Source organism: Thermoleptolyngbya oregonensis NK1-22 (assembly GCF_032705245.1).
GTDB classification, from domain to species: Bacteria; Cyanobacteriota; Cyanobacteriia; order Elainellales; family Elainellaceae; genus Thermoleptolyngbya; species Thermoleptolyngbya sichuanensis.
The window spans coordinates 4,855,600-4,874,241 of sequence record NZ_CP053540.1; the positions used below are offsets into that span (position 1 = coordinate 4,855,600).

Below are 18,642 nucleotides of genomic sequence, written 5' to 3' on the forward strand. Positions count from 1 at the left end.
ATTCTCCCAGGTAGTGACGAAAGAAACTGCCGGAAGCTCCTAGACGCTTGATTAGCAATTCAAAATCCAAAATCTCCAAAATCCAAAATCGCCCACCCTCTTCCCCCAACATGGCCATCTCCCGTTTCCAACGACTGCGCCAATACCTCCGCCCCCACTGGCGACTGGCCGCAGGCGGCATTCTGGCGCTGCTCCTGGTGAATGGCATCGGGGTCTATATTCCGCTGCTGCTGCGGTCGGGCATTGACGAGCTTCAGCAGACCTTCAGCTTTGGCCGGGTGACGTTCTACGCAGGGTGGATTTTTGCCCTGGCATCGGTGATGTGGGGAATGCGGATTTTGTCGCGCATCTGGCTATTTGGCGTGGGGCGGCTGGTGGAATTTGACCTCAAGCAGCGGATTTTTAGCCACCTGCTGACGATGGAGCCGGCCTATTTTGCTGAAAATACAGTCGGCGACCTGATCAGCCGCGCCACTAGCGACGTGGACAACATTCGGCGGCTGCTGGGGTTTGCCGTGCTGAGTCTGGCGAATACCATCTTTGCCTACGCGCTGACGCTGCCCGTGATGCTGAGCATTGACGTGCGGCTGACGGTGGTGGCGATCGCCATTTATCCGCTGATGTTTTTCCTGGTGCATCTGTTTAGCGATCGCCTGCGAAACCAGCAGCTTCAGGTGCAGCAGCGCACCTCTGACCTGAGCGATCTAATCCAAGAAGACATCAGCGGCATTGCCCTGATCAAAATCTATGCCCAAGAAGAAAACGAGCGACAGGCTTTTGCCGAGCGCAACCAAAACTTGCTGAAGGCAAACCTGGCCCTGGCCCGCACCCGCACGACGCTGTTTCCCCTGCTGGGCGGCTTGGCGAGTATTAGCCTCTTGGTGCTGCTGGCGCTGGGGGCGGGCGAAATCGCCAGTGGGCGCATCAGCATTGGCGATTTTCTGGCGATGCTGCTATATGTCGAGCGGCTGGTGTTTCCCACGGCGCTGCTGGGCTTCACAATCACGGCCTACCAGCGGGGCGAGGTCAGCATCGACCGGGTGGAATACATTCTGGCGGAGCAGCCCAAAATCGACGATGCGCCCGACGCGATTCATCTGCCCCGGTCGGAGGTGCAGGGCTGGCTTTGTGCCGACCACCTCAGCTTTACCTATCCGGGAGCAGCTCGGCCCGCACTGGATGGGGTGAGCTTCAAGATTCGGCCGGGTGAAACGGTGGCGATCGTCGGCCCCATCGGCTCTGGCAAGTCCACGCTGGCAAACGCCCTGCCCCGCCTGCTGGATATTGCGCCAGGACAGGTGTATCTCGACGGCTACGACATTACGCAAATTCGACTGCGCGACTTGCGGGGGGCGATCGCCTACGTGCCCCAGGAGAGCTTCCTGTTCAGCACGACGATTAAAAACAATATTCGCTATGGCGACCCCAAAGCCGAGCAGGACGAGGTAGAAGCCGCCGCCAAGCAGTCGCAGATTCATCCAGAAATTCTCAACTTTCCGCAGCAGTATAAAACCATCGTTGGCGAACGCGGCATCACGCTCTCTGGCGGACAGCGACAGCGCACAGCCCTGGCCCGCGCTCTGCTGATCGATGCGCCCGTGCTGATTTTGGACGATGCGCTCTCTAGTGTGGACAACCAGACCGCGACGGAAATCCTCACTAACCTGCGAGAAGGAACTCAGCGGAAGACAGTGCTGTTCATCACGCACCAGCTCTCGGCCGCAGCCCTGAGCGATCGCATCTTGGTCATGGATGACGGGCGCATTGTGCAATCGGGACACCATGCTGACTTGCTGGCTCAGCCCGGTCTGTATCAAACCCTCTGGGAGCAGCAAAAGCTGGAAGAAATTCTGCAATGAAATGCTGCAATGAAATACTGCAATGAAATTCTTCGATAGCGCGTCCATCAGAGCGTCCGCAGAAAATTGCAAAGGAGTTTACAATCATTAATACTTGTTAATGTATAGCCCCTTGCCTCTAGAACTCCCCATGCTGAGCGAACTTCTGCCGTTCCGACTGGCGATTGACCCGACCACCGTTGCAGGCGTAGGGCTGTGGGCGCTGGCACTATACCTCGGCTTTTCGCCCCTAAGCGACTGGGTGATGGATCAGATTAGCCGCTGGCTGAACTTCGCCGAGCGATCGCTCTACACCTCACAAGCCGAGTTTGAGCGCACCCGCGCCGCCCGCGAAGCCCAAAACAGCTTCTATGCCTCGCTGCTCAGCGTGATTCCCTTTGTGATTGCTGGTGTGGGACTGAACTATCTGAGTGATGTAAGCCTGGGGCGCAGCTGGTCGATCAGCATGGGCATTTTGTCCGTCATTGGCGCGGCAGTGTACGAACTGGGGCGGCGCGACGGCCAGGCCTCGGACGAGGAGTAGATTTGAAGTACAGCCTGAACCCTTCACTCAGCGCTTTGATCTGCGAACTGGAGATTTTTCAGCGTTGCTGAGTAACATTGCGATCGCGCTGAACCTTAGGCATCGTCTTCTAATGCCTCCTTGAACTTTCACGAACTTCCACAAATGGCTTGGGACTGCTAGATTGACAGCATCCACAAGTTAAAGGGCTGCATATGACTTTTTCTTCTCTCCCATATCCAGTGAATTTTGTAGTTAAGTACACTCAGAAGTGGGCTGATCTGTTTTGCTCTCCCGAATCCTCAATCCCTGACCCCAACGCCTTATGTACTCGTATTCGGACTAATGAAGACTCTTGGATCGTTCTCACCTATTTGCATTTAAAGCGCAGAAATCTCAACGTATTTATTTCTGATCGCTTTGTCCCTGGTGAAATTTGTGTTGTTAGTTCTCCTGATCTGGGTATTCGAGATCTGACTTTTAATTCATTTATGGTTGGTTGTCGTGGTGATGGCTCTAAGCCTGCACTTTGTAATATGGCAATAGTGCAAAACAGAGCCAACGTGGAATCAGCAACCGACATATTCATTCCCCTCTGGCCGCAGCCGGGCTTGATACCAAGGCTGAAGGAGCGAGGCAACACCATCGAAAATATTGTATTTAATGGCTACGAGATTAATCTGTACGCGCCCTTCTGCTCTTCAGAATTTCAGCAAGAACTAGAGAATCTTGGGGTAAAACTCATTATTAACGGCAGTCCTGAGAGTGGCCCTGTCATGTGGCATGATTACAGCACTAATGATTTGGTTTTAGCAGTCCGTGATCTAACCGAAAAAGATGCTTTGGGAAAACCAGCAAGTAAGTTAGTGAATGCTTGGAGCGCAGGAGTTCCTGCTCTACTTGGTCCTGAACCTGCTTTTCGTGACCTCAGGCAATCGGAACTAGATTACATTGAAGTGAAAACACCCAAAGCCGTACTAGAGGCAATTCAAAGATTGAAAGCTCAACCTGAAACGTACCAGAAGATGGTCTTAAATGGTTTCCGGCGAGTTCAGGAGTTTTCAGTAGACAACATTATTAAGCAATGGTGTCAGGCACTTGCAGAACCTATAGCGGAAAACTACAAGCGATGGAAACAGAGCAGTCAAATCATACACGCAGCAGAATTTGTGCCTAGGATTTTCAAGCACAAAGTTGCTTCTAGACAAGCTGCCTATAACCGATTTCATGGATATCGTATTGTTTCAGGGCAATACACCTAATTGTTTCATTGAATCATTACCTTCTTCTGGATTTACCTTACTCTAAAGCGTTTCGCTAGGGCTGCACAGTAATTCGTCTAGTCGCTTGAATTGGCTGTCCGTTGTGCATCAGCGCTTCGTGCCCGTTTGCGTTCAAGCTGACGGTAATTTCGTGGGTTCCAGGGGCGAGGCTTTCCAGATAATACCAGTTTCCATACAGGCGGGTTATCTTCACCCCGTCAATGTACAAATGACCGTGCCCTTCCTGAAAACTGCTGGTTTGATTGACCCGCTCTGGTGCAAAGGTAAAGTTTGTCACCTGAATTTCCAAATTCCAGCCCCGACGAGCGTCTGGATGAATTACCAGTTCGACCGTGGGAACGGGCTGTCCGGCAGGAATTTCCAGCATCCCGTGTTCGTGGTCATGTGCGCCCTGATGGGGGGAATGGGGCGGGTGAGAGTGGGTTGAGCCTGCCTCGTGCGGTTGGCTATGCGAGTGTCCTTCGTGGGCATAGCGCAGGGACGTGGAGGTAGAAGCGTGAATCAGACCTGTGGGAACTGCGATCGCCCCACAGCCAATGGCGATTCCTGCAAGGATCGCTTCGCGAATCGCCCAACCCAATTTGAACCCCTTTCTCATATTATCTAATCTTTTCTTACTCATTTGCATCGTGAAGGCGCGAAATGCATACGTAAAATGAACAACTGACGTTAGCCAATCGAGGTGTGCGATCGCCACTGCTTGAGCAACTGCACCGCCTGCCGATAGGTATCTGGCGCAAGCTCCGGGTGTTCGCCAAAATAGCGCACCGACTCCCGCAGATCGGCGATCGCGCTGCCAGATTCGCCGCGCTGCTGTCGCACCATTGCCCGCCCAAAATACGCCTCTGCATAGGTTGGATCAATGGCAATGGCCTGGTCAAAATCGCTCAGCGCCGCCACCAAGTTTCCATCCCGGTGATAGGCGCAGGCGCGGTTGAGGTAGGCGCGGGCATTGCTACTATCCAGTTGAATGGCCTGCGTTAGGTCGGCGATCGCCCCTCGCGAGTCGGCCACCAGCAGTTCCGCCAGCCCGCGATCGGTGTAAATTTGGGCCAGCATCTTGCGGTCTTGGGGCGGAGCCTGTCGCAGCGCTTCGCCATAGTCCACAATGGCCTCTCGATACGCTGCCTGCGCCGCCTTTGCCAGTCCGCGATTGTATCGGGCGCGGGGGTCGTGGGGCGTGAGGCTCAGCAATTGCGTAAAGTCGGCGATCGCCTCGTCTAGGCTGCCCCGACGATAGTGCGCCAACCCGCGATTGAGATACGCTTCGGTATTGCGCGGATCGAGCCGCAGTGCTTGGGTGCAGTCGTTGATCGCCTCGGCATACTCGCGCTGATAAATTCGCGCCAGACAGCGATCGCCGTAGGCCGCCGCCGAATTTGGATTGGCGCGGAGGGCTTCGCTGAAGGCCGCGATCGCCGCTGGATAATCGCCCTGCCGAAATGCCGCCACCCCAGCGGTCAGGGCCGCTCGATCGGACTGCTGGGACACAACCTCAGCGGCGATCGCGCTGGAACCCCCGACCCACCAAAGGGTCAGCAGCAGCCCCAGCACCACCAGCCCCAAAACCACACGCTGCGAAGCCCGTCGCGGGTCTGGCTTCTGCATGGGCAACCTACCAGCCCTTCTCGGCTTGATCGAGAACATAGGCGGCGACGGCGGCAATTTGCTCATCGGTCAACCGTCCCTTAAACGCAGGCATCCCGGCTTTGCCGTTGGTTACCTGAGTCGTGATGGCGGCGACGGAATTCATGCCAAACTTTTCCAGCGCTTCTTTCTTCAAGGTTTTTTCAGCGTTCACCAGGTTAATGCCCCCTGCGTGGCAGGCGGCACAGTTGGCGCTAAATACCTTTGCACCCGTCGCCAAATCCGCATCGGCACGGGCAGGTAGGGCGATCGCCCCCAGCCCAATCACTAGCGACAGCACAATCGAAAGCGCCTGCAAAATCCGTTTCATCGTCGTGTTCTCCAGATATCAACCTTCTGGAGGCTTATCGTCTCGAAGTCTAGCCGCATTGTCAAAAGACAGCCTGTCAAATTAGATCCCTTTGGCGAGATCCCTTTGGCGCTTCACCGGGAACTTCAAGCCTCTCTTGCTCCCCTTCTCCCGACTTGGGAGAAGGGGTTGGGGGATGAGGGCAAATCGAAAGTTGCACATCGCGTTTTTCTTGCCTTTCCTCAGCGTTCAATCAGCTGGTTCTCAGTTGAAGGCGGCAGTCTAAGGGCAGCGTCTCCAAAAGTCTCCAAAAGTTAGTAAGCGCATCGCCTGCCCAACTCTGGCGGCGGTCTGGGTTTCTCAGGACGCTCCGATTCTAGCAAAGCCGTTTAGTTGGATTTCCGGCTGCTGCGTCAATGCTGGCGGGTGTGGCGATCGCCTCCTTTCCTGGTCAACACCAGACTGGCGGCACTATCAAACCAAGTTCATTAGCTCCTCAAGCGGGGTGGGCCTTGCCTGCTCCGCCTTTTCTTGCCTGCTGCGCGGGCCACCCTTCCTCAAGCCTTGCCATAGGCTGAATAGAGCCGCAGGACTAGTGAAGACAAAAGGCGCAGAGATATCTACTGGATACCTTTGCGCCTTTCCTGTTGAATCGGAACTTAAACAAGGCTTAGCCCTGGGTCAGCCAGGGTTGCAGACCTTCGGGGGCCTTCACCTGGGCGAGAATTGCCGCCAGCGTGCTGCCTTCCAGCACCTCCTCTTTGAGCAGGGTTTGGGTGGCGGATTCCAGCAGGTCGCGGTTGAGGCGCAGGATGTCTAGCGCCATGTCGTGGGCCTTGTCCAGCGCTTGCTTGACCTGGCGATCGATTTCGGCGGCCACCTCTGGGCTGATAGCGCGGCGAGTGCTGCCCCCATCGAGGAACTGTGCCTGGTTTTTGTCGAAGGCGATGGGGCCGAGGGTTTCGCTCATGCCGTACTGGGTGATGGCGCGTTCCGCCAAGTCGGTGGCCCGCTGGATGTCGTCGCTAGCTCCGGTAGACACCTTGCCAAAGACGATTTCTTCCGCAGAGCGCCCGCCCAGCAGCGTTGCCAACTGGCCGCGCAGTTCATCTTCAAGCAGCAAGAAGCGATCGCTCTCCGGCGTTTGCACCGTATAGCCCAGCGCCCCCAGTCCGCGCGGCACGATGGAGATCTTCGACACCTTCGTATTTCCAGGCATCAGCGCCCCCACCAGCGCGTGGCCCACTTCATGATAGGCGACGGTCTGCCGCTCCAGCGGGGTCAGCACGCGAGAGCGCTTCTCCAGCCCCGCAATCACCCGCTCAATGGCTTCGTTGACATCCGCCATCAGCACGGCCTGGCGATTGTTGCGGGCGGCCATCAGCGCCGCTTCGTTCACCAAGTTGGCCAGGTCAGCCCCGGAAAAGCCTGCCGTTTGAGCGGCGATCGCCTCCAGATCCACATCTTCTCCCAGCTTCACCGGGCGGGCGTGAACCTTGAGGATTTGCAGACGGCCGCTCTTGTCTGGGCGATCGACCAATACTTGCCGATCGAAGCGGCCAGGGCGGCGCAGCGCCGGGTCAAGGATTTCTGGGCGGTTGGTGGCGGCGATCACGATTACGCCGTCGTTGCCGTCGAAGCCGTCCATCTCCGTCAGCAGTTGGTTTAGCGTCTGGTCGCGCTCGTCGTTGCCGCCGACGGGGTTGGCGCTGCGGGTTTTGCCGATGGCATCTAGCTCATCGATGAACACGATGCAGGGGGCCTGCCGCTTGGCGCGGTTGAACAGATCCCGCACGCGAGACGCGCCCACGCCAACAAACACTTCCACAAACTCCGAGCCAGACATGCTGATAAAGGGCACGCCCGCTTCTCCGGCGATCGCCTTGGCCAGCAGCGTCTTGCCCGTCCCCGGCGGGCCCACTAGAAGCACACCCTTGGGAATCTTCGCCCCAATGCGGCGATACTTCTCGCCATTCGCCAAAAAGTCCACAATTTCTTGCAGTTCTTGCTTAGACTCGTCTACGCCGGCCACATCGGCAAAGGTAACCTTCCCTTTACCCGCCTGGTTATAGACGCGGGCGTTGCTTCTGCCCATGCCCATGCCTACGCCCAGCCCGCCAAAGCCGCCGCCAAAGTTATTGCCCAAACCACTCCCAAAACTGCTGCCAGGGGCGCTGTTGTTGGAGCCACCCCCCGCCTGATTCAGCCTTGCCAGCCAAGCAAACATCCCCACCAGCATTCCGGTGGAAAGTAAGATACCTGCTACTAGCCCAGAGGTGTCGCCGTTGTCATCGAGCTTGGTAAAGGGTACGCCGTGGCGACGCAGCAGACCCGGCAGCGTGTCGGTCGGGCCGTTGGGAAGGGTGTAGAACTGCTCTCCACCCAATTCTGGTTTCAGCGAGTAATCAATGCGATCGCGCTTAATTACAACCCGCTGCACCTGGGATGATTTCACCTGATCGAGAAAGGTGCTGTAGGTCGAAAGGGAACGAGAATCCGGTTTCATCGGCAGTAAGTCCTGAATGCAACAAGCATGAAAAAGGCGATCGCTCAATTCACATCGCACTTCTCACATCCTTGATTGTCAGGGCGATCGCCCTAGCTTAGAGAGCCGAAAACCTCACTCAATCAGGCGGGTTTCCCGAAGGACTCACGCTCTAGGAATGCAATCATGGCGGTTCCTACCATACTTAAGTGGGGTTTCCCGAAGATAGACCCCCATTGCAGAAAAGGTCTGCCTTTCGGAGCGCACTGACTCAATCTGCTGAGAGATCTCGCTCGCAGGCATTGGACGATAGGCTTTGGGTAAAGCTACGGTTTTCCAAATTTTCTGAAACCGTGTTTGGACTGATTTCCTTGATCTTATCTTGACTGACCTTCTTGGCTAACCGTTGAGAACGCCCCATCAAGCACTTCCCTATGACACGACTTCCTATGGCACAAAATCCGAGTTCCACCCAATCTTTCTGGATAGACTCTACCCAGGATGTTTCCACCTATCCCAACCTAATCAGCGAAACCTTTAACGGCGTTACGGTCGATGTCGCCATTGTCGGCGCGGGCATAGCTGGACTCACCGCCGCCTACCAGCTTGCCAAGTCGGGCAAAACCGTTGCCGTGCTTGAAGCGGGGGCGATCGCCGCTGGGGTGAGCGGACACACAACTGCCAAGGTGACCTCGCTACACCAACTCATCTACGCGCAGTTGCTCAAAGATCTGGGCGAAGAGAAGGCGCGGCTCTATGCCGAGGCCAATCAGACAGCCGTGGAATTTGTGGCGCAACTCGTAGAGCGAGAGCAGATTGACTGTGACTTCAGCCGCCAGACCGCATACACTTTTGCCGAGTCTGCCGATCAGCTTCAGTCCATCCGCGATGAGGTTGAGGCGGCGCAAACGCTAGGGCTACCCGCCAGCTTCGTCACCGAAACGTCGCTACCTTTTCCCATTGCCGGGGCCGTTGCCTTTAGCAACCAGGCCCAGTTCCATCCGCGCCGCTATCTGGCGCACCTGGCAAGGGCGATCGCCGCTAATCCCAGCAACTATATCTTTGAGCATTCTCGCGTTCTGGAAATCAACGAGGGCGAACCCTGCCAGATCGTGACCGCACAGGGCACGGTTCACGCCAAGGACGTGCTGGTGACGACGAACCTGCCGTTTTTGGATCAGGGCCTATTCTTCGCCAAGTCCTATGCCAAGCGGTCGTATATCATTGCTGCGCCAATTGAGGACGATCGCGCTCCCCAGGGCATGTTCATCGGCACGGGCGAGGGCTATCGTTCTATCCGCACCACGCCCTATCAGGATCGGCAACTGCTGCTGATTGGCGGCGAGGGGCACAAAACGGGCAGCGATGAGGCCACCGAGGAACGCTTCGAGCGGCTGGAGGAATACGCGCGATCGCGCTTCGGGGTGCGAGACATCGCCTATCGCTGGTCGAGTCAGGATTTCGTCTCCTTTGACAAAGTGCCCTACATTGGCAAGCTCACGCCCATGACCCACCACCTCTACCTGGCAACGGGCTTTAGCCTGTGGGGGATGACCAACGGCACGGCGGCTGGGCTAGTGCTAGCCAACACGATTTTGGGCATCGAAAATCCTTGGGCCGATCTCTACGACTCGCTGCGGGCCACGCCGTTTGTCACCGCCGACTCGCTCAAGAACAACCTGGAGACGGGGATACACTGGGTGGGCGATCGCCTCAAAGCGCTCCAGCACCACTCCTTTGACGATGTGGCCGTGGGCGAGGGCAAGCTCATCACCATCGAAGGCAAACAGCTTGCCGCCTATCGAGACGAATCCGGACAAATCCACGCCGTATCGCCCGTCTGCACCCACCTGGGCTGCATCGTGAACTGGAACGCTGCTGAGAAAAGCTGGGACTGCCCCTGCCACGGCGGCCGCTTTAGCTGCCAAGGCGAAGTGCTACACGGGCCGCCCGTCGAAAACCTGGAGGTCTACCCAGTGGCTACCACCGAAACGGTCAGCACTCGATAGATAAGAAGCAGGCAAGAAGCAGATAAGAAGTGCGATATATAAAAACTTCGACGTGCGGTGTAAGAATGCTATGCCGCACGTCATCCATTTGTAGCCTCCAACTAACTTATCTATCCATCTATCAATCGGACGGTTGAAACACAAACGGTGTTGCGGACACAAATTGACTGGAGACTTCACCAGAGAAGATCACCTGCTGTCTGTCGCCCAGATCCAGCGTTCTGACCCCAGAAGCGGGCGAAAAGTCCACCTTTTTCAAATCTACCCAAAACACATTGGGCGAAATTGCCGACTCAAAGTAATACAGCTTGTCCTTGTGATCCGCCACGACACGCCAGCGCGTGGTAGATAGGTTGGGCTGGTCAGATATGCTGATGCCATAGGGAACCGACACATTTCGCATGACGCTGAATACGGACGCGGCGGCAATGCGCGGATCGTCCGTTTGGGGAATGGCATTGATATAAAAGCTGGCGCGGGCAAAGCGGTCGGTGGCGCGGCTGGTTCCGGGCAAAAAGCTGAGTCCGTCTATCTGTTGCCAATAGGATGTGATAGCAAGCTGCTGCTCAAACACTGGCTCGTTGGTCATTACCTGATAGTCGCGGCTGTGGTGAATTTGCAATTCCCCATCTACCCATTCCAAAATAGCACTGTCGCCCGTTGCATCCGACAGAGACAGGTGAATCGTTGCCAGTCGCCCTGGTTGACCGGGCACTTCGCCTGCCCCTACGTGAAACGGGTTAGCGCGGAGATGCTCAACCGCTTCGGCCACAGTGGCAAAGTTATCTAGAAAATATTGCGGCCAGATGGATAGCGAAAGGCGCGGCGTTCTGCCGTCGTTTTCTGGGTATTTCGACGTAACGAGCCACTGGGCATTCACCACTAGTCCCGGCTCGTTCATGCCGTCTACGGTAGCAATGTTGTAGCCACTGACGATCAGGCTGCCGTACTTAGAAGTCCACCGCATTGAGTTGGGGCCGGCCGCCGCACCGTTGCGATCCATTCCCCGTGGAAAAATCCACAAATTGCTGAGAATTTCGAGCTTCCAGTCCATAGTGCGCCCGGTGAGGACACGCCCTGCGGGGCCCTGATAGACGGCCCGCGTACAGGCTTCGGCGGGTGCTGCAACGAAGAGCGTTGTGGAGAGTAATAGAGCAAACAGAGCCTTTGGGATACGTTTCATAGTGTGCTAGGTGTTACCAAACTGAGCATCTTAGCATTTGCGACGCATCCTATCTCGATCGCCCCCTGCGTTTCAAGATCAGCAGACTGCAAGCCTGCACGTTCATTCAGGGCCGTCTGTAGCGCTTTGCGACTTCCCCCGTCCCCTTAAACCCTGTCCTTAAACCCTTTAAGTATCAGCATTTAAATATCAGCAAACGATGACAAGTCCGACCTAGATCGTATCTGAAACTACAACCCTTATCCATTGCGCTTGCTAGTCTCCTGCTAACTCAACAAAAGAATTTAGCTTCTAGGGTTCCGGCTTTCAGAGCGCTGATTTAGGCACTCTGCGTAAGCGACTGGTCCAAGAGAGGCAGGCTGGTTTCAGAGCATTTCATCACTGAGGTCTCTGCCAGTTCCACGGCGGGATAAAAGCCCGGGAGACGGTTGCCTTGTGCGGCCTGCCTCCTGGGCTTTGTTGTTGCATTTGATTGTTGCATTTGATTGTTGCATCCAGGTTGAACGAGTGGATTGAACAGGCGTTATGACGAACGAACCCAATTTTCAGGCTCCCAATTCTTTCAGCTTCGAGGCGCAGCGGGCGCTGGAGCGCGAGGCGAGGCTACCGCTGACGGGCTGGCAGCAGGAGGTGTCTAAGGGGTTGGAGTATGGGCTGGAAGCGGCGGACAGCATCCGCGATCGCTCTATTCCCACCTTCTCTCGCGGTGAACTGCCCCACTATGCAGGCATCAATACCTTTCTGAAAGCGCCCTATCTAGAAGACGTTCGGAAGGTGGGGGAGTATGACGTGGCGATCGTTGGCATTCCCCACGACTCTGGCACCACCTACCGTCCTGGCACGCGGTTTGGCCCCCAGGGCATCCGCCGCATCTCTGCCCTCTACACGCCATATAACTTTGAACTGGGCGTAGACCTGCGGGAGCAAATTACGCTGTGCGATGTGGGCGATGTGTTTACCATCCCCGCCAACAACGAAAAGTCGTTTGACCAAATTTCCAAAGGGGTTGCCCATGTATTTGCGTCGGGAGCCTTCCCGATCCTGCTGGGTGGCGACCACTCCATTGGCTTTCCCACGGTGCGCGGTGTGTGTCGGCATTTGGGAGATAAGAAGGTCGGCATTATCCACTTTGATCGCCATGTGGACACGCAGGAAACCGACCTGGATGAGCGGATGCACACCTGCCCCTGGTTTCACGCGACCAATATGGCAAACGCCCCCGCCCAAAACCTGGTGCAACTGGGCATCGGCGGCTGGCAGGTGCCGCGCCAGGGGGTGAAAGTATGCCGCGATCGCGCGACAAACATCCTCACGGTGACTGACATTACGGAAATGGGAATCGACGCTGCCGCAGAATTTGCCCTAGAGCGGGCCCTCGATGGCACTGATTGCGTCTGGATCAGCTTCGACATCGACTGCATCGATGCGGGCTTTGTCCCTGGCACAGGCTGGCCAGAACCGGGCGGGCTGCTGCCGCGAGAAGCACTGGCCCTGCTGGGCAAGATCGTCCAGCGTGCGCCCATTTGCGGACTGGAGGTGGTGGAAGTTTCGCCCCCCTACGATGTCAGCGATATGACGGCGCTGATGGCGACTCGCGTAATTTGCGACACGATGGCGCATCTGGTGATTTCGGGGCAACTGCCGCGTCGGGAAAAACCCGCCTACATTCACGCCGAAGCAAATATGGCGGTGGATCAGGCGTGGTCGTAGCAATGGAGAATCTGTGCATGAAATGATGCGCTTAATGATGCGCTTAACGTCTATTTCTAACGTCTACTTCTATTGTCGTGAAGCGTGTCATGGGGCGATCGCCCTCTCGCTCAATTGCTATCCGTTTCCAGTTCCACGCAGTGTTCTCGCTTTACTCCTCCATTAATCCGATATGCATGAAACCGACATGACCAAAGCGCTCATCCTGACGGTCAAGGACTGGTGGGAATCGCAGCCCGATCGCCCCACCATTCAGCGCATCCATCTGATCGTTGGGCGATTTACCTGCGTCGAACCCGCCAGCCTGCGGTTTGCCTTTGACGTGCAGACCCAAAACACCTTCCTGCACGGTGCAGAGCTAGCGATTCGGGAAACGCCCCTGATTGCCTTTTGCCATACCTGCCAGCAGGAGTATGCGCCGGAGATTGGGCTGCAATATGCCTGCCCCACTTGCCACGCGCCTATGGACGACATCCGCTCTGGGCGAGAACTCAAAATTGACCGGATTGAATACGCCGCCGCCCACAGCGCCGACTTGGCCACCCTCCGGTAAGTAACTCGGCATTTTGCCCTTTACTCACTCGGCGGATGACTCGGCTAAAACGCTCGACTGACCCACTCGACACACTCTCGATACCCACCGTTGAACCACCATGCACCTGACCCACGACGCTGCGATTGAAATGAACCTGCTCCACGCCAACCAGGCCGGAGCCGACCACAACCGCGCCCATTTTGACGAATGGGGCATCACCTGTCTGAACCTGATGAGCAGTCCCGGCGCGGGCAAGACGGCCCTGCTGGAGCGCACCCTGGAGCAACTTGCGCCCCAAATCAACATTGCCGTGATTGAAGGCGACATGACCACAGAACTCGACGCTGACCGCCTGCGCCAGCACGGGGTTCCGGTGGTTGCGATCAATACTGGGCGATCGTGCCACCTGGATTCGCGCATGGTGGCGGGCGGCATTCACCTGCTGGAACACCAGTGCAACCCGGCAACGCTCGACCTAGTGCTGGTGGAAAACGTGGGCAATCTGGTGTGTCCAGCAGAATTTGAAGTGGGAGAACACGCTAAGGTCGCGCTGCTTAGCATAACCGAGGGCGAAGACAAGCCGTTGAAATATCCCATCATGTTCCGCGAAGCCGATTGTCTGCTGATTACCAAGATGGATTTGGCTCCGCATCTGGAGGTGGATCTGGAAAAGCTGGTGGCAAACGTGCGCCAGGTCAATCCGCGAGTGGCTATCTTACCCGTTTCCGCCAAAACTGGGGCAGGGCTGGAGGCATGGTTTGACTGGGTGCGATCGCATCTAGGTTCACCAGATCTATCCCCAAATGATTCATCAGACCCTTCGCAAGACCGCTCACAAAACCATTCGTCAGACCCTTCGCATTATCCTGCGGCCGCTTCTCCAATGGCGATCGCCCCCTAGCAGATTTTGCAGTCAGAAACTTAGTCAGAAACCTGATTGAGGGTGTTGCATCAGGCGTGCATCGACGCACATAGAGGACAGCAGTAGAGGCGGGGCCACCTCCGGCCAGAGACACAACCCCGCCCCAACTGGCTCCTAGACCGACCGAAACCAAATCGATGACAGCTTAATCCACTGTCAACCGTTCACTCTTATCGACCAGGAACAACTCATTATGGCAGAACATATCTTTTTCTGGGGGATTATCGTATTCCTCCTGGGAACCTTAGGCGTTGGCGTTTGGGCTTCCAAGCAGATCAAAGGCGACAGCGTGAATTACCTTGTCGCAGGGCGAGGCCTCGTCTTGCCCCTGGCGGCGGCGACCCTCATGGCCCAGTCTGTGGACTCAAACGCCACGATGGGCAACATGGACCTTTCGTCTCAGTTTGGCTTTTGGGCGGGCGCGTCCCTACCGCTGGGGCTGGCGCTCTGCCTATTTCTCACGGCGCTGTTTTTTGCCAAGCCGATGAACCGCATGAAGCTGATCACGCTGCCCGATTTCTATCGAGTCAAGTATGGTCGGCGCGTTGAGGTCGTCGCCTCGGTGATCATGGTGCTGAGCTTTGCCTTTTTGCTGGCGGGCAACCTGGTGGCGGGCGGCTTCCTGTTTCAGGGCTTTTTGGGGACGAGCTACACAGCAGGCGTGCTGCTGATTGCCACCATTGTCTTTGCCTACACGGCTAGCGGCGGGCTGTTTGCTGTAGCCTACACGGACGCAATTCAGGTGGCGATCGCCTTCTTGGGAACCTTGGCGCTGCTGGGCTTTATGAGCAGTAGTTTTGGGCTGAACGTGCCCGAAGGCATGGGGCCGCTGGCCCTGGGACAGTTGGTAGACCCCGGACAGGGAGCCGCAGTGAACTGGGCTACCCTGCTGGCGCTGGGGCTGGGCGACATTGTAGCGATCGACTTTATGGCGCGGGTGTTTGCCGCCGACAGCCCCGAAACCGCGCAGCGGGCCTGTCTCATCGGCTCTCTGGGAACCGTGGTTATCGGCGTTCCCTTTGCCATGATGGCGTTGGGCGCACCGAGCATCCTCTCTGGGTTGGGCATCCAATCTGACGGCCCCATCCTGCTGGCGCTCCTCAAAAACGTGGTGCCGCCGCTGCTCAGCCTGCTAGTCATCGCTGCGATTCTGTCTGCGTCTCTCTCCACCGCCGATGGCGCAATTTTGGGAACCTCGTCGGTAATTGCCCACAACATTCTGGGCGTTCACCACACCGACCACAACGCCGGGGGCGATCGCCTGCTAGCGCTCACCCGAACGATGGCACTGGTCATCACCATCCTGGGCGTAATCTTTGCCCTGCTGGTGCCCCAAACAGGTATCTTGCTGCTGCTGGCGTTTGACCTGGGCTTTGCGGGGCTGCTGGTGCCGCTGGCGGGCGGGCTATATTGGCCCAAAGCGACCCGCTACGGCGCAATGGCCTGCATTTTGGTAGGCACGGCAGCGCGACTGCTGTTTTTTGTGCTGATGCCCACCATGTTTGGCGCAGACAACACGTTGCTCTACATTCCCAACCCCCTCTTCACCGCCGACTTTGACGGATTCCCCACGCTGATCAGCCCGCTCCTGGGGCTAGCCGCCTTTGTGATCGTGTCGCTGATGACCCAGCGCAGTCGCGGCGCAGCGCCCGAAGTGGTGGATTTGGAGGCGATGCAGCCTGTTGAGCGGTCGTAGAGAAAAAAACGAAGAACGAAGAAGGAAAAACGAAGAACGAAGAACGAAGAGGGAAAAAGGCGTGCTACGGGGGTGGAGAGTTGACGGGTTGGGATAGGCGGGTTGGGATAATGGAGGGAGTCTCGGACGCAATCTAGCAATTCCAACCCTCGATTACTCCATCCCTCCATCCCCATGTCCTACCAAGTCCTCGTCTGCCAAAGCAGCGCCTGTCGCAAGGCAAAAGCGCAGCAAGTGCTGGCGGCATTTCGAGCGGCAAGTTTAGAGGGGGTCGAGGGGGTAGAAGTTGTGGCGAGCGGCTGTTTGGGGCAGTGCGGCAACGGGCCGATGGTGCTGGTGTTGCCAGACGAGGTGTGGTACTGGCGCGTGCTGCCAGAAGAAGTGGGGGCGATCGCCCATCAGCATCTCCAGTTGGGGCGACCCGTCGAAGCGATGCGCCTGCGTGGGGTATAAAGGGGAAAAAGAAAAAACGAAAAACGAAGAACGAAAAACGAAAAACGAAAAACAGAAGTTTTCGTTCTTCCTTCTTCGTTCTTCCCTCTTCGTTCTTCGTTCTTCCCTCTTCCCTCTTCCCCAAATGCCCTCCCCTATCACCCAAGTCCAACCCCCGCTGGAGTTTATTCCGCCCGATTTTGACCCGCTGGTTTATCGGGGGATGTGTGCGGTGCTGCCGTCCTGGATGAAGCTGCGAGTGGCGATCGCCGATGTGGAGGTAGAAAACACTAAGCAACTGGTTGAGTTGTTTCAGCAGTTTCAGGCGGGGAAGACGCGATTTTTGCTGGCGTTTCGGCATCCCACGCCGGATGACCCGTTTTCGCTGCTGTGGCTGCTGTCGCGGTCGGTGCCCCAGGCGGCGCGAGAGTTGGGCGTGTCGCTGCAAAAGCCAGTTCACGCCCACTTTATCTATGACCGGGGGATTCCGCTGTGGGCAGGAAAGTTTGTCGGCTGGCTATTGCCCAAGATGGGCTGTGTGCCCGTAAAGCGGGGCAAGGCAGATCTGGTGAGCCTGAAGGCGGTGCGCGATCTGTTTGCGAATGGTCAATTCCCGATGGCCGCCTCGCCGGAGGGCGGCACGAATGGACACAACGAAATCGTTAGCCCGCTGGAGCCGGGAATTGCTCAGTTTGGCTTTTGGTGTGTGGAGGATTTGCAAAAAGCCAAGCGGACAGAAACCGTAGCGCTGCTGCCCGTGGGCATCCAGTATCACTACATCACGCCGCCCTGGCGATCGCTCGAACAGCTCCTTCTGGATTTGGAATATGACACGGGTATTCGGGCCAGCGTTTCGCCGACGGCCTATCTAGGCCTGCAAGACGGCACAGAACCCACGCTAGAGCAGCAGACCCAGCTTTATCAGCGGCTATTAAACCTGGGCGAAACGTTGTTAACGCAGATGGAAAATTATTACAGCAAATATTACGGGCGATCGCTCGTGTTGCCCGACTTGCCGGCCGATGCCGACCCCAACGCCCGCCTAGCCGCCCGCCTGAAGTCGCTGCTGGACACGGCGCTGAAGGTGGCAGAAGAATTTTTTGCGATCGCCCCCAAAGGCAGCCTCACCGACCGCTGTCGCCGTTTGGAGCAAGCCGGATGGGAGCGCATCTTCCGCGAAGACCTGAATCTGGAGGCGCTGTCGCCCGCCGAGCGCGGACTGGCCGACCGCATTGCCGAAGAGGCTGACCTGCGGATCTGGCACATGCGCCTGGTGGAAAATTTCGTCAGCGTCACCGGCCGCTATGTCATGGAAAAGCCCACCGCCGAGCGCTTTGCCGAAACGCTGCTGTTGCTGCGAAACATGGTGAACCGCCTCAAGGGCGAAGCACCCAAACCGCCCCTGCGTCTGGGGCCGCGCCGCGTGGTGATGACGGTCGGCACGCCCCTCTCGGTGAGCGATCGCGCTGAGCAATATCGCGCCAACCGCCGCGAAGCCGTCACACAGTTGACCCAAGACCTGCAAACGGCGATGGAAAGCCTGATTCGGTGAGTCAGTGAGCTTGCTGGCGGTCTATAAACTGCGGAGGCAGTTTAGAATTTAGACGAGTTGCTACTTGTTGCTACTTAAGGAAGTAACGGCTGATGAGAAAAGCAGCACTTTACAATGAAGACTTTCTAGAATGGACGCAACAACAAGCTGAGTATTTGCGAGCAGGATACTGGCCGGGGCTAGATGTTGAAAACTTGGTAGAGGAATTAGAAGCCTTGGGCCGCAGTGAACAAAGAGAACTTGGCAGCTACTTGCAGATTCTTTTGATGCACCTCCTGAAGTGTCAGTATCAGCCTGAGCGCAAAACCAAAAGCTGGGAGGATACGCTTTCCAATTGCCGAGACAAGATTCAAGATTGTTTGGAAGATACTCCCAGTTTGCGACGTTTTCTTGAAGATCCAGAGTGGCTGGGGAAATATTACCGACGTGCTTGTCGAGAGGCAGTTAAAGAGACGAACAAGCCAGCAGAAACATTTCCTGCCAAGTGTCCTTACACGCTTGAACAAATACTCGATCCAAATTTTTTGGCTTGAGTTGA

The 18,642-nt window shown here is 56.6% G+C and carries 16 protein-coding genes and 1 riboswitch; of the genes, 11 read left to right on the top strand and 5 right to left on the bottom strand.

All coding sequences use genetic code 11. The annotated features are described in order from the left end of the window. The first annotated feature begins 110 nt into the window (after positions 1–110). The 3 genes from HNI00_RS20235 (at position 111) to HNI00_RS20245 (ending at position 3,623) form a co-directional block, all read left to right on the top strand. Entirely contained in the window at positions 111–1,859 is a 1,749-nt protein-coding gene (locus HNI00_RS20235) for an ABC transporter ATP-binding protein (protein WP_316788925.1), read from the top strand. 130 nt (positions 1,860–1,989) lie between these two features. Further along, positions 1,990–2,382, top strand: coding sequence for a hypothetical protein (locus HNI00_RS20240; RefSeq protein WP_297080463.1), 393 nt, complete (start codon positions 1,990–1,992; stop codon positions 2,380–2,382). A 194-nt stretch (positions 2,383–2,576) separates the two neighbouring features. Beyond that, positions 2,577–3,623: a glycosyltransferase gene (locus tag HNI00_RS20245; RefSeq protein WP_316788927.1), complete on the top strand. Its 1,047-nt coding sequence runs from the start codon at positions 2,577–2,579 to the stop codon at positions 3,621–3,623. Positions 3,624–3,678: 55 nt separating this feature from the next. Here HNI00_RS20245 and HNI00_RS20250 read toward each other — a convergent pair whose 3' ends face one another. The 4 genes from HNI00_RS20250 to ftsH form a co-directional block, all read right to left on the bottom strand. After that, the gene (locus HNI00_RS20250) at positions 3,679–4,242 is read right to left on the bottom strand and encodes a hypothetical protein (RefSeq protein ID WP_316788929.1); all 564 of its coding nucleotides are present in this window, start codon (positions 4,240–4,242) and stop codon (positions 3,679–3,681) included. Between the two features lie 71 nt (positions 4,243–4,313). After that, complete coding sequence (locus tag HNI00_RS20255; protein ID WP_316788931.1) at positions 4,314–5,252, bottom strand: tetratricopeptide repeat protein; 939 nt, start codon at positions 5,250–5,252, stop codon at positions 4,314–4,316. 7 nt (positions 5,253–5,259) lie between these two features. After that, positions 5,260–5,601 carry a cytochrome c6 PetJ gene (gene petJ, locus HNI00_RS20260; RefSeq protein ID WP_172354823.1) on the bottom strand — a complete coding sequence of 114 codons (342 nt, stop codon included), beginning with the start codon at positions 5,599–5,601 and terminating at the stop codon, positions 5,260–5,262. Between the two features lie 649 nt (positions 5,602–6,250). Then, the gene (gene ftsH / locus HNI00_RS20265) at positions 6,251–8,086 is read right to left on the bottom strand and encodes an ATP-dependent zinc metalloprotease FtsH (RefSeq protein WP_316788934.1); all 1,836 of its coding nucleotides are present in this window, start codon (positions 8,084–8,086) and stop codon (positions 6,251–6,253) included. 413 nt (positions 8,087–8,499) lie between these two features. Here ftsH and HNI00_RS20270 point away from each other — a divergent pair, with 413 nt between their 5' ends. Continuing rightward, the gene (locus HNI00_RS20270; protein WP_316788936.1) at positions 8,500–10,074 is read left to right on the top strand and encodes an FAD-dependent oxidoreductase; all 1,575 of its coding nucleotides are present in this window, start codon (positions 8,500–8,502) and stop codon (positions 10,072–10,074) included. Positions 10,075–10,195: 121 nt separating this feature from the next. Here the strand turns inward: HNI00_RS20270 and HNI00_RS20275 are convergent, their stop codons facing one another. Continuing rightward, complete coding sequence (locus HNI00_RS20275; RefSeq protein WP_316788938.1) at positions 10,196–11,257, bottom strand: linear amide C-N hydrolase; 1,062 nt, start codon at positions 11,255–11,257, stop codon at positions 10,196–10,198. 280 nt (positions 11,258–11,537) lie between these two features. Then, a riboswitch (guanidine-I (ykkC/yxkD leader) is annotated at positions 11,538–11,683 on the top strand. A 99-nt stretch (positions 11,684–11,782) separates the two neighbouring features. Here HNI00_RS20275 and HNI00_RS20280 point away from each other — a divergent pair. The 7 genes from HNI00_RS20280 (at position 11,783) to HNI00_RS20310 (ending at position 18,637) form a co-directional block, all read left to right on the top strand. Next, positions 11,783–12,967 (top strand): agmatinase family protein, encoded by a 1,185-nt coding sequence (locus HNI00_RS20280; RefSeq protein ID WP_316788940.1) that lies wholly within the window; start codon positions 11,783–11,785, stop codon positions 12,965–12,967. Between the two features lie 172 nt (positions 12,968–13,139). Next, positions 13,140–13,520 carry a hydrogenase maturation nickel metallochaperone HypA gene (hypA, locus tag HNI00_RS20285; protein WP_316788942.1) on the top strand — a complete coding sequence of 127 codons (381 nt, stop codon included), beginning with the start codon at positions 13,140–13,142 and terminating at the stop codon, positions 13,518–13,520. 100 nt (positions 13,521–13,620) lie between these two features. Then, positions 13,621–14,403: a hydrogenase nickel incorporation protein HypB gene (gene hypB / locus HNI00_RS20290; protein WP_316788944.1), complete on the top strand. Its 783-nt coding sequence runs from the start codon at positions 13,621–13,623 to the stop codon at positions 14,401–14,403. A 214-nt stretch (positions 14,404–14,617) separates the two neighbouring features. Continuing rightward, complete coding sequence (locus tag HNI00_RS20295; RefSeq protein ID WP_316788946.1) at positions 14,618–16,120, top strand: high affinity choline transporter 1; 1,503 nt, start codon at positions 14,618–14,620, stop codon at positions 16,118–16,120. A gap of 174 nt (positions 16,121–16,294) precedes the next feature. After that, the gene (locus HNI00_RS20300; RefSeq protein WP_316788948.1) at positions 16,295–16,573 is read left to right on the top strand and encodes a (2Fe-2S) ferredoxin domain-containing protein; all 279 of its coding nucleotides are present in this window, start codon (positions 16,295–16,297) and stop codon (positions 16,571–16,573) included. A gap of 124 nt (positions 16,574–16,697) precedes the next feature. After that, the gene (locus tag HNI00_RS20305; RefSeq protein ID WP_316788951.1) at positions 16,698–18,104 is read left to right on the top strand and encodes a lysophospholipid acyltransferase family protein; all 1,407 of its coding nucleotides are present in this window, start codon (positions 16,698–16,700) and stop codon (positions 18,102–18,104) included. Positions 18,105–18,196: 92 nt separating this feature from the next. Then, the gene (locus tag HNI00_RS20310) at positions 18,197–18,637 is read left to right on the top strand and encodes a DUF29 domain-containing protein (protein WP_316788953.1); all 441 of its coding nucleotides are present in this window, start codon (positions 18,197–18,199) and stop codon (positions 18,635–18,637) included. Positions 18,638–18,642 lie beyond the last annotated feature (5 nt).

Excerpts from the sequence above, each read along its gene's own strand:
- HNI00_RS20235 (WP_316788925.1), top strand. The coding sequence starts at position 111 with ATGGCCATCTCCCGTTTCCAACGACTGCGCCAATACCTCCGCCCCCAC.
- HNI00_RS20240 (WP_297080463.1), top strand. The coding sequence starts at position 1,990 with ATGCTGAGCGAACTTCTGCCGTTCCGACTGGCGATTGACCCGACCACC.
- HNI00_RS20245 (WP_316788927.1), top strand. The coding sequence starts at position 2,577 with ATGACTTTTTCTTCTCTCCCATATCCAGTGAATTTTGTAGTTAAGTAC.
- HNI00_RS20250 (WP_316788929.1), bottom strand. The coding sequence starts at position 4,242 with ATGAGAAAGGGGTTCAAATTGGGTTGGGCGATTCGCGAAGCGATCCTT.
- HNI00_RS20255 (WP_316788931.1), bottom strand. The coding sequence starts at position 5,252 with ATGCAGAAGCCAGACCCGCGACGGGCTTCGCAGCGTGTGGTTTTGGGG.
- petJ (WP_172354823.1), bottom strand. The coding sequence starts at position 5,601 with ATGAAACGGATTTTGCAGGCGCTTTCGATTGTGCTGTCGCTAGTGATT.
- ftsH (WP_316788934.1), bottom strand. The coding sequence starts at position 8,086 with ATGAAACCGGATTCTCGTTCCCTTTCGACCTACAGCACCTTTCTCGAT.
- HNI00_RS20270 (WP_316788936.1), top strand. The coding sequence starts at position 8,500 with ATGACACGACTTCCTATGGCACAAAATCCGAGTTCCACCCAATCTTTC.
- HNI00_RS20275 (WP_316788938.1), bottom strand. The coding sequence starts at position 11,257 with ATGAAACGTATCCCAAAGGCTCTGTTTGCTCTATTACTCTCCACAACG.
- HNI00_RS20280 (WP_316788940.1), top strand. The coding sequence starts at position 11,783 with ATGACGAACGAACCCAATTTTCAGGCTCCCAATTCTTTCAGCTTCGAG.
- hypA (WP_316788942.1), top strand. The coding sequence starts at position 13,140 with ATGCATGAAACCGACATGACCAAAGCGCTCATCCTGACGGTCAAGGAC.
- hypB (WP_316788944.1), top strand. The coding sequence starts at position 13,621 with ATGCACCTGACCCACGACGCTGCGATTGAAATGAACCTGCTCCACGCC.
- HNI00_RS20295 (WP_316788946.1), top strand. The coding sequence starts at position 14,618 with ATGGCAGAACATATCTTTTTCTGGGGGATTATCGTATTCCTCCTGGGA.
- HNI00_RS20300 (WP_316788948.1), top strand. The coding sequence starts at position 16,295 with ATGTCCTACCAAGTCCTCGTCTGCCAAAGCAGCGCCTGTCGCAAGGCA.
- HNI00_RS20305 (WP_316788951.1), top strand. The coding sequence starts at position 16,698 with ATGCCCTCCCCTATCACCCAAGTCCAACCCCCGCTGGAGTTTATTCCG.
- HNI00_RS20310 (WP_316788953.1), top strand. The coding sequence starts at position 18,197 with ATGAGAAAAGCAGCACTTTACAATGAAGACTTTCTAGAATGGACGCAA.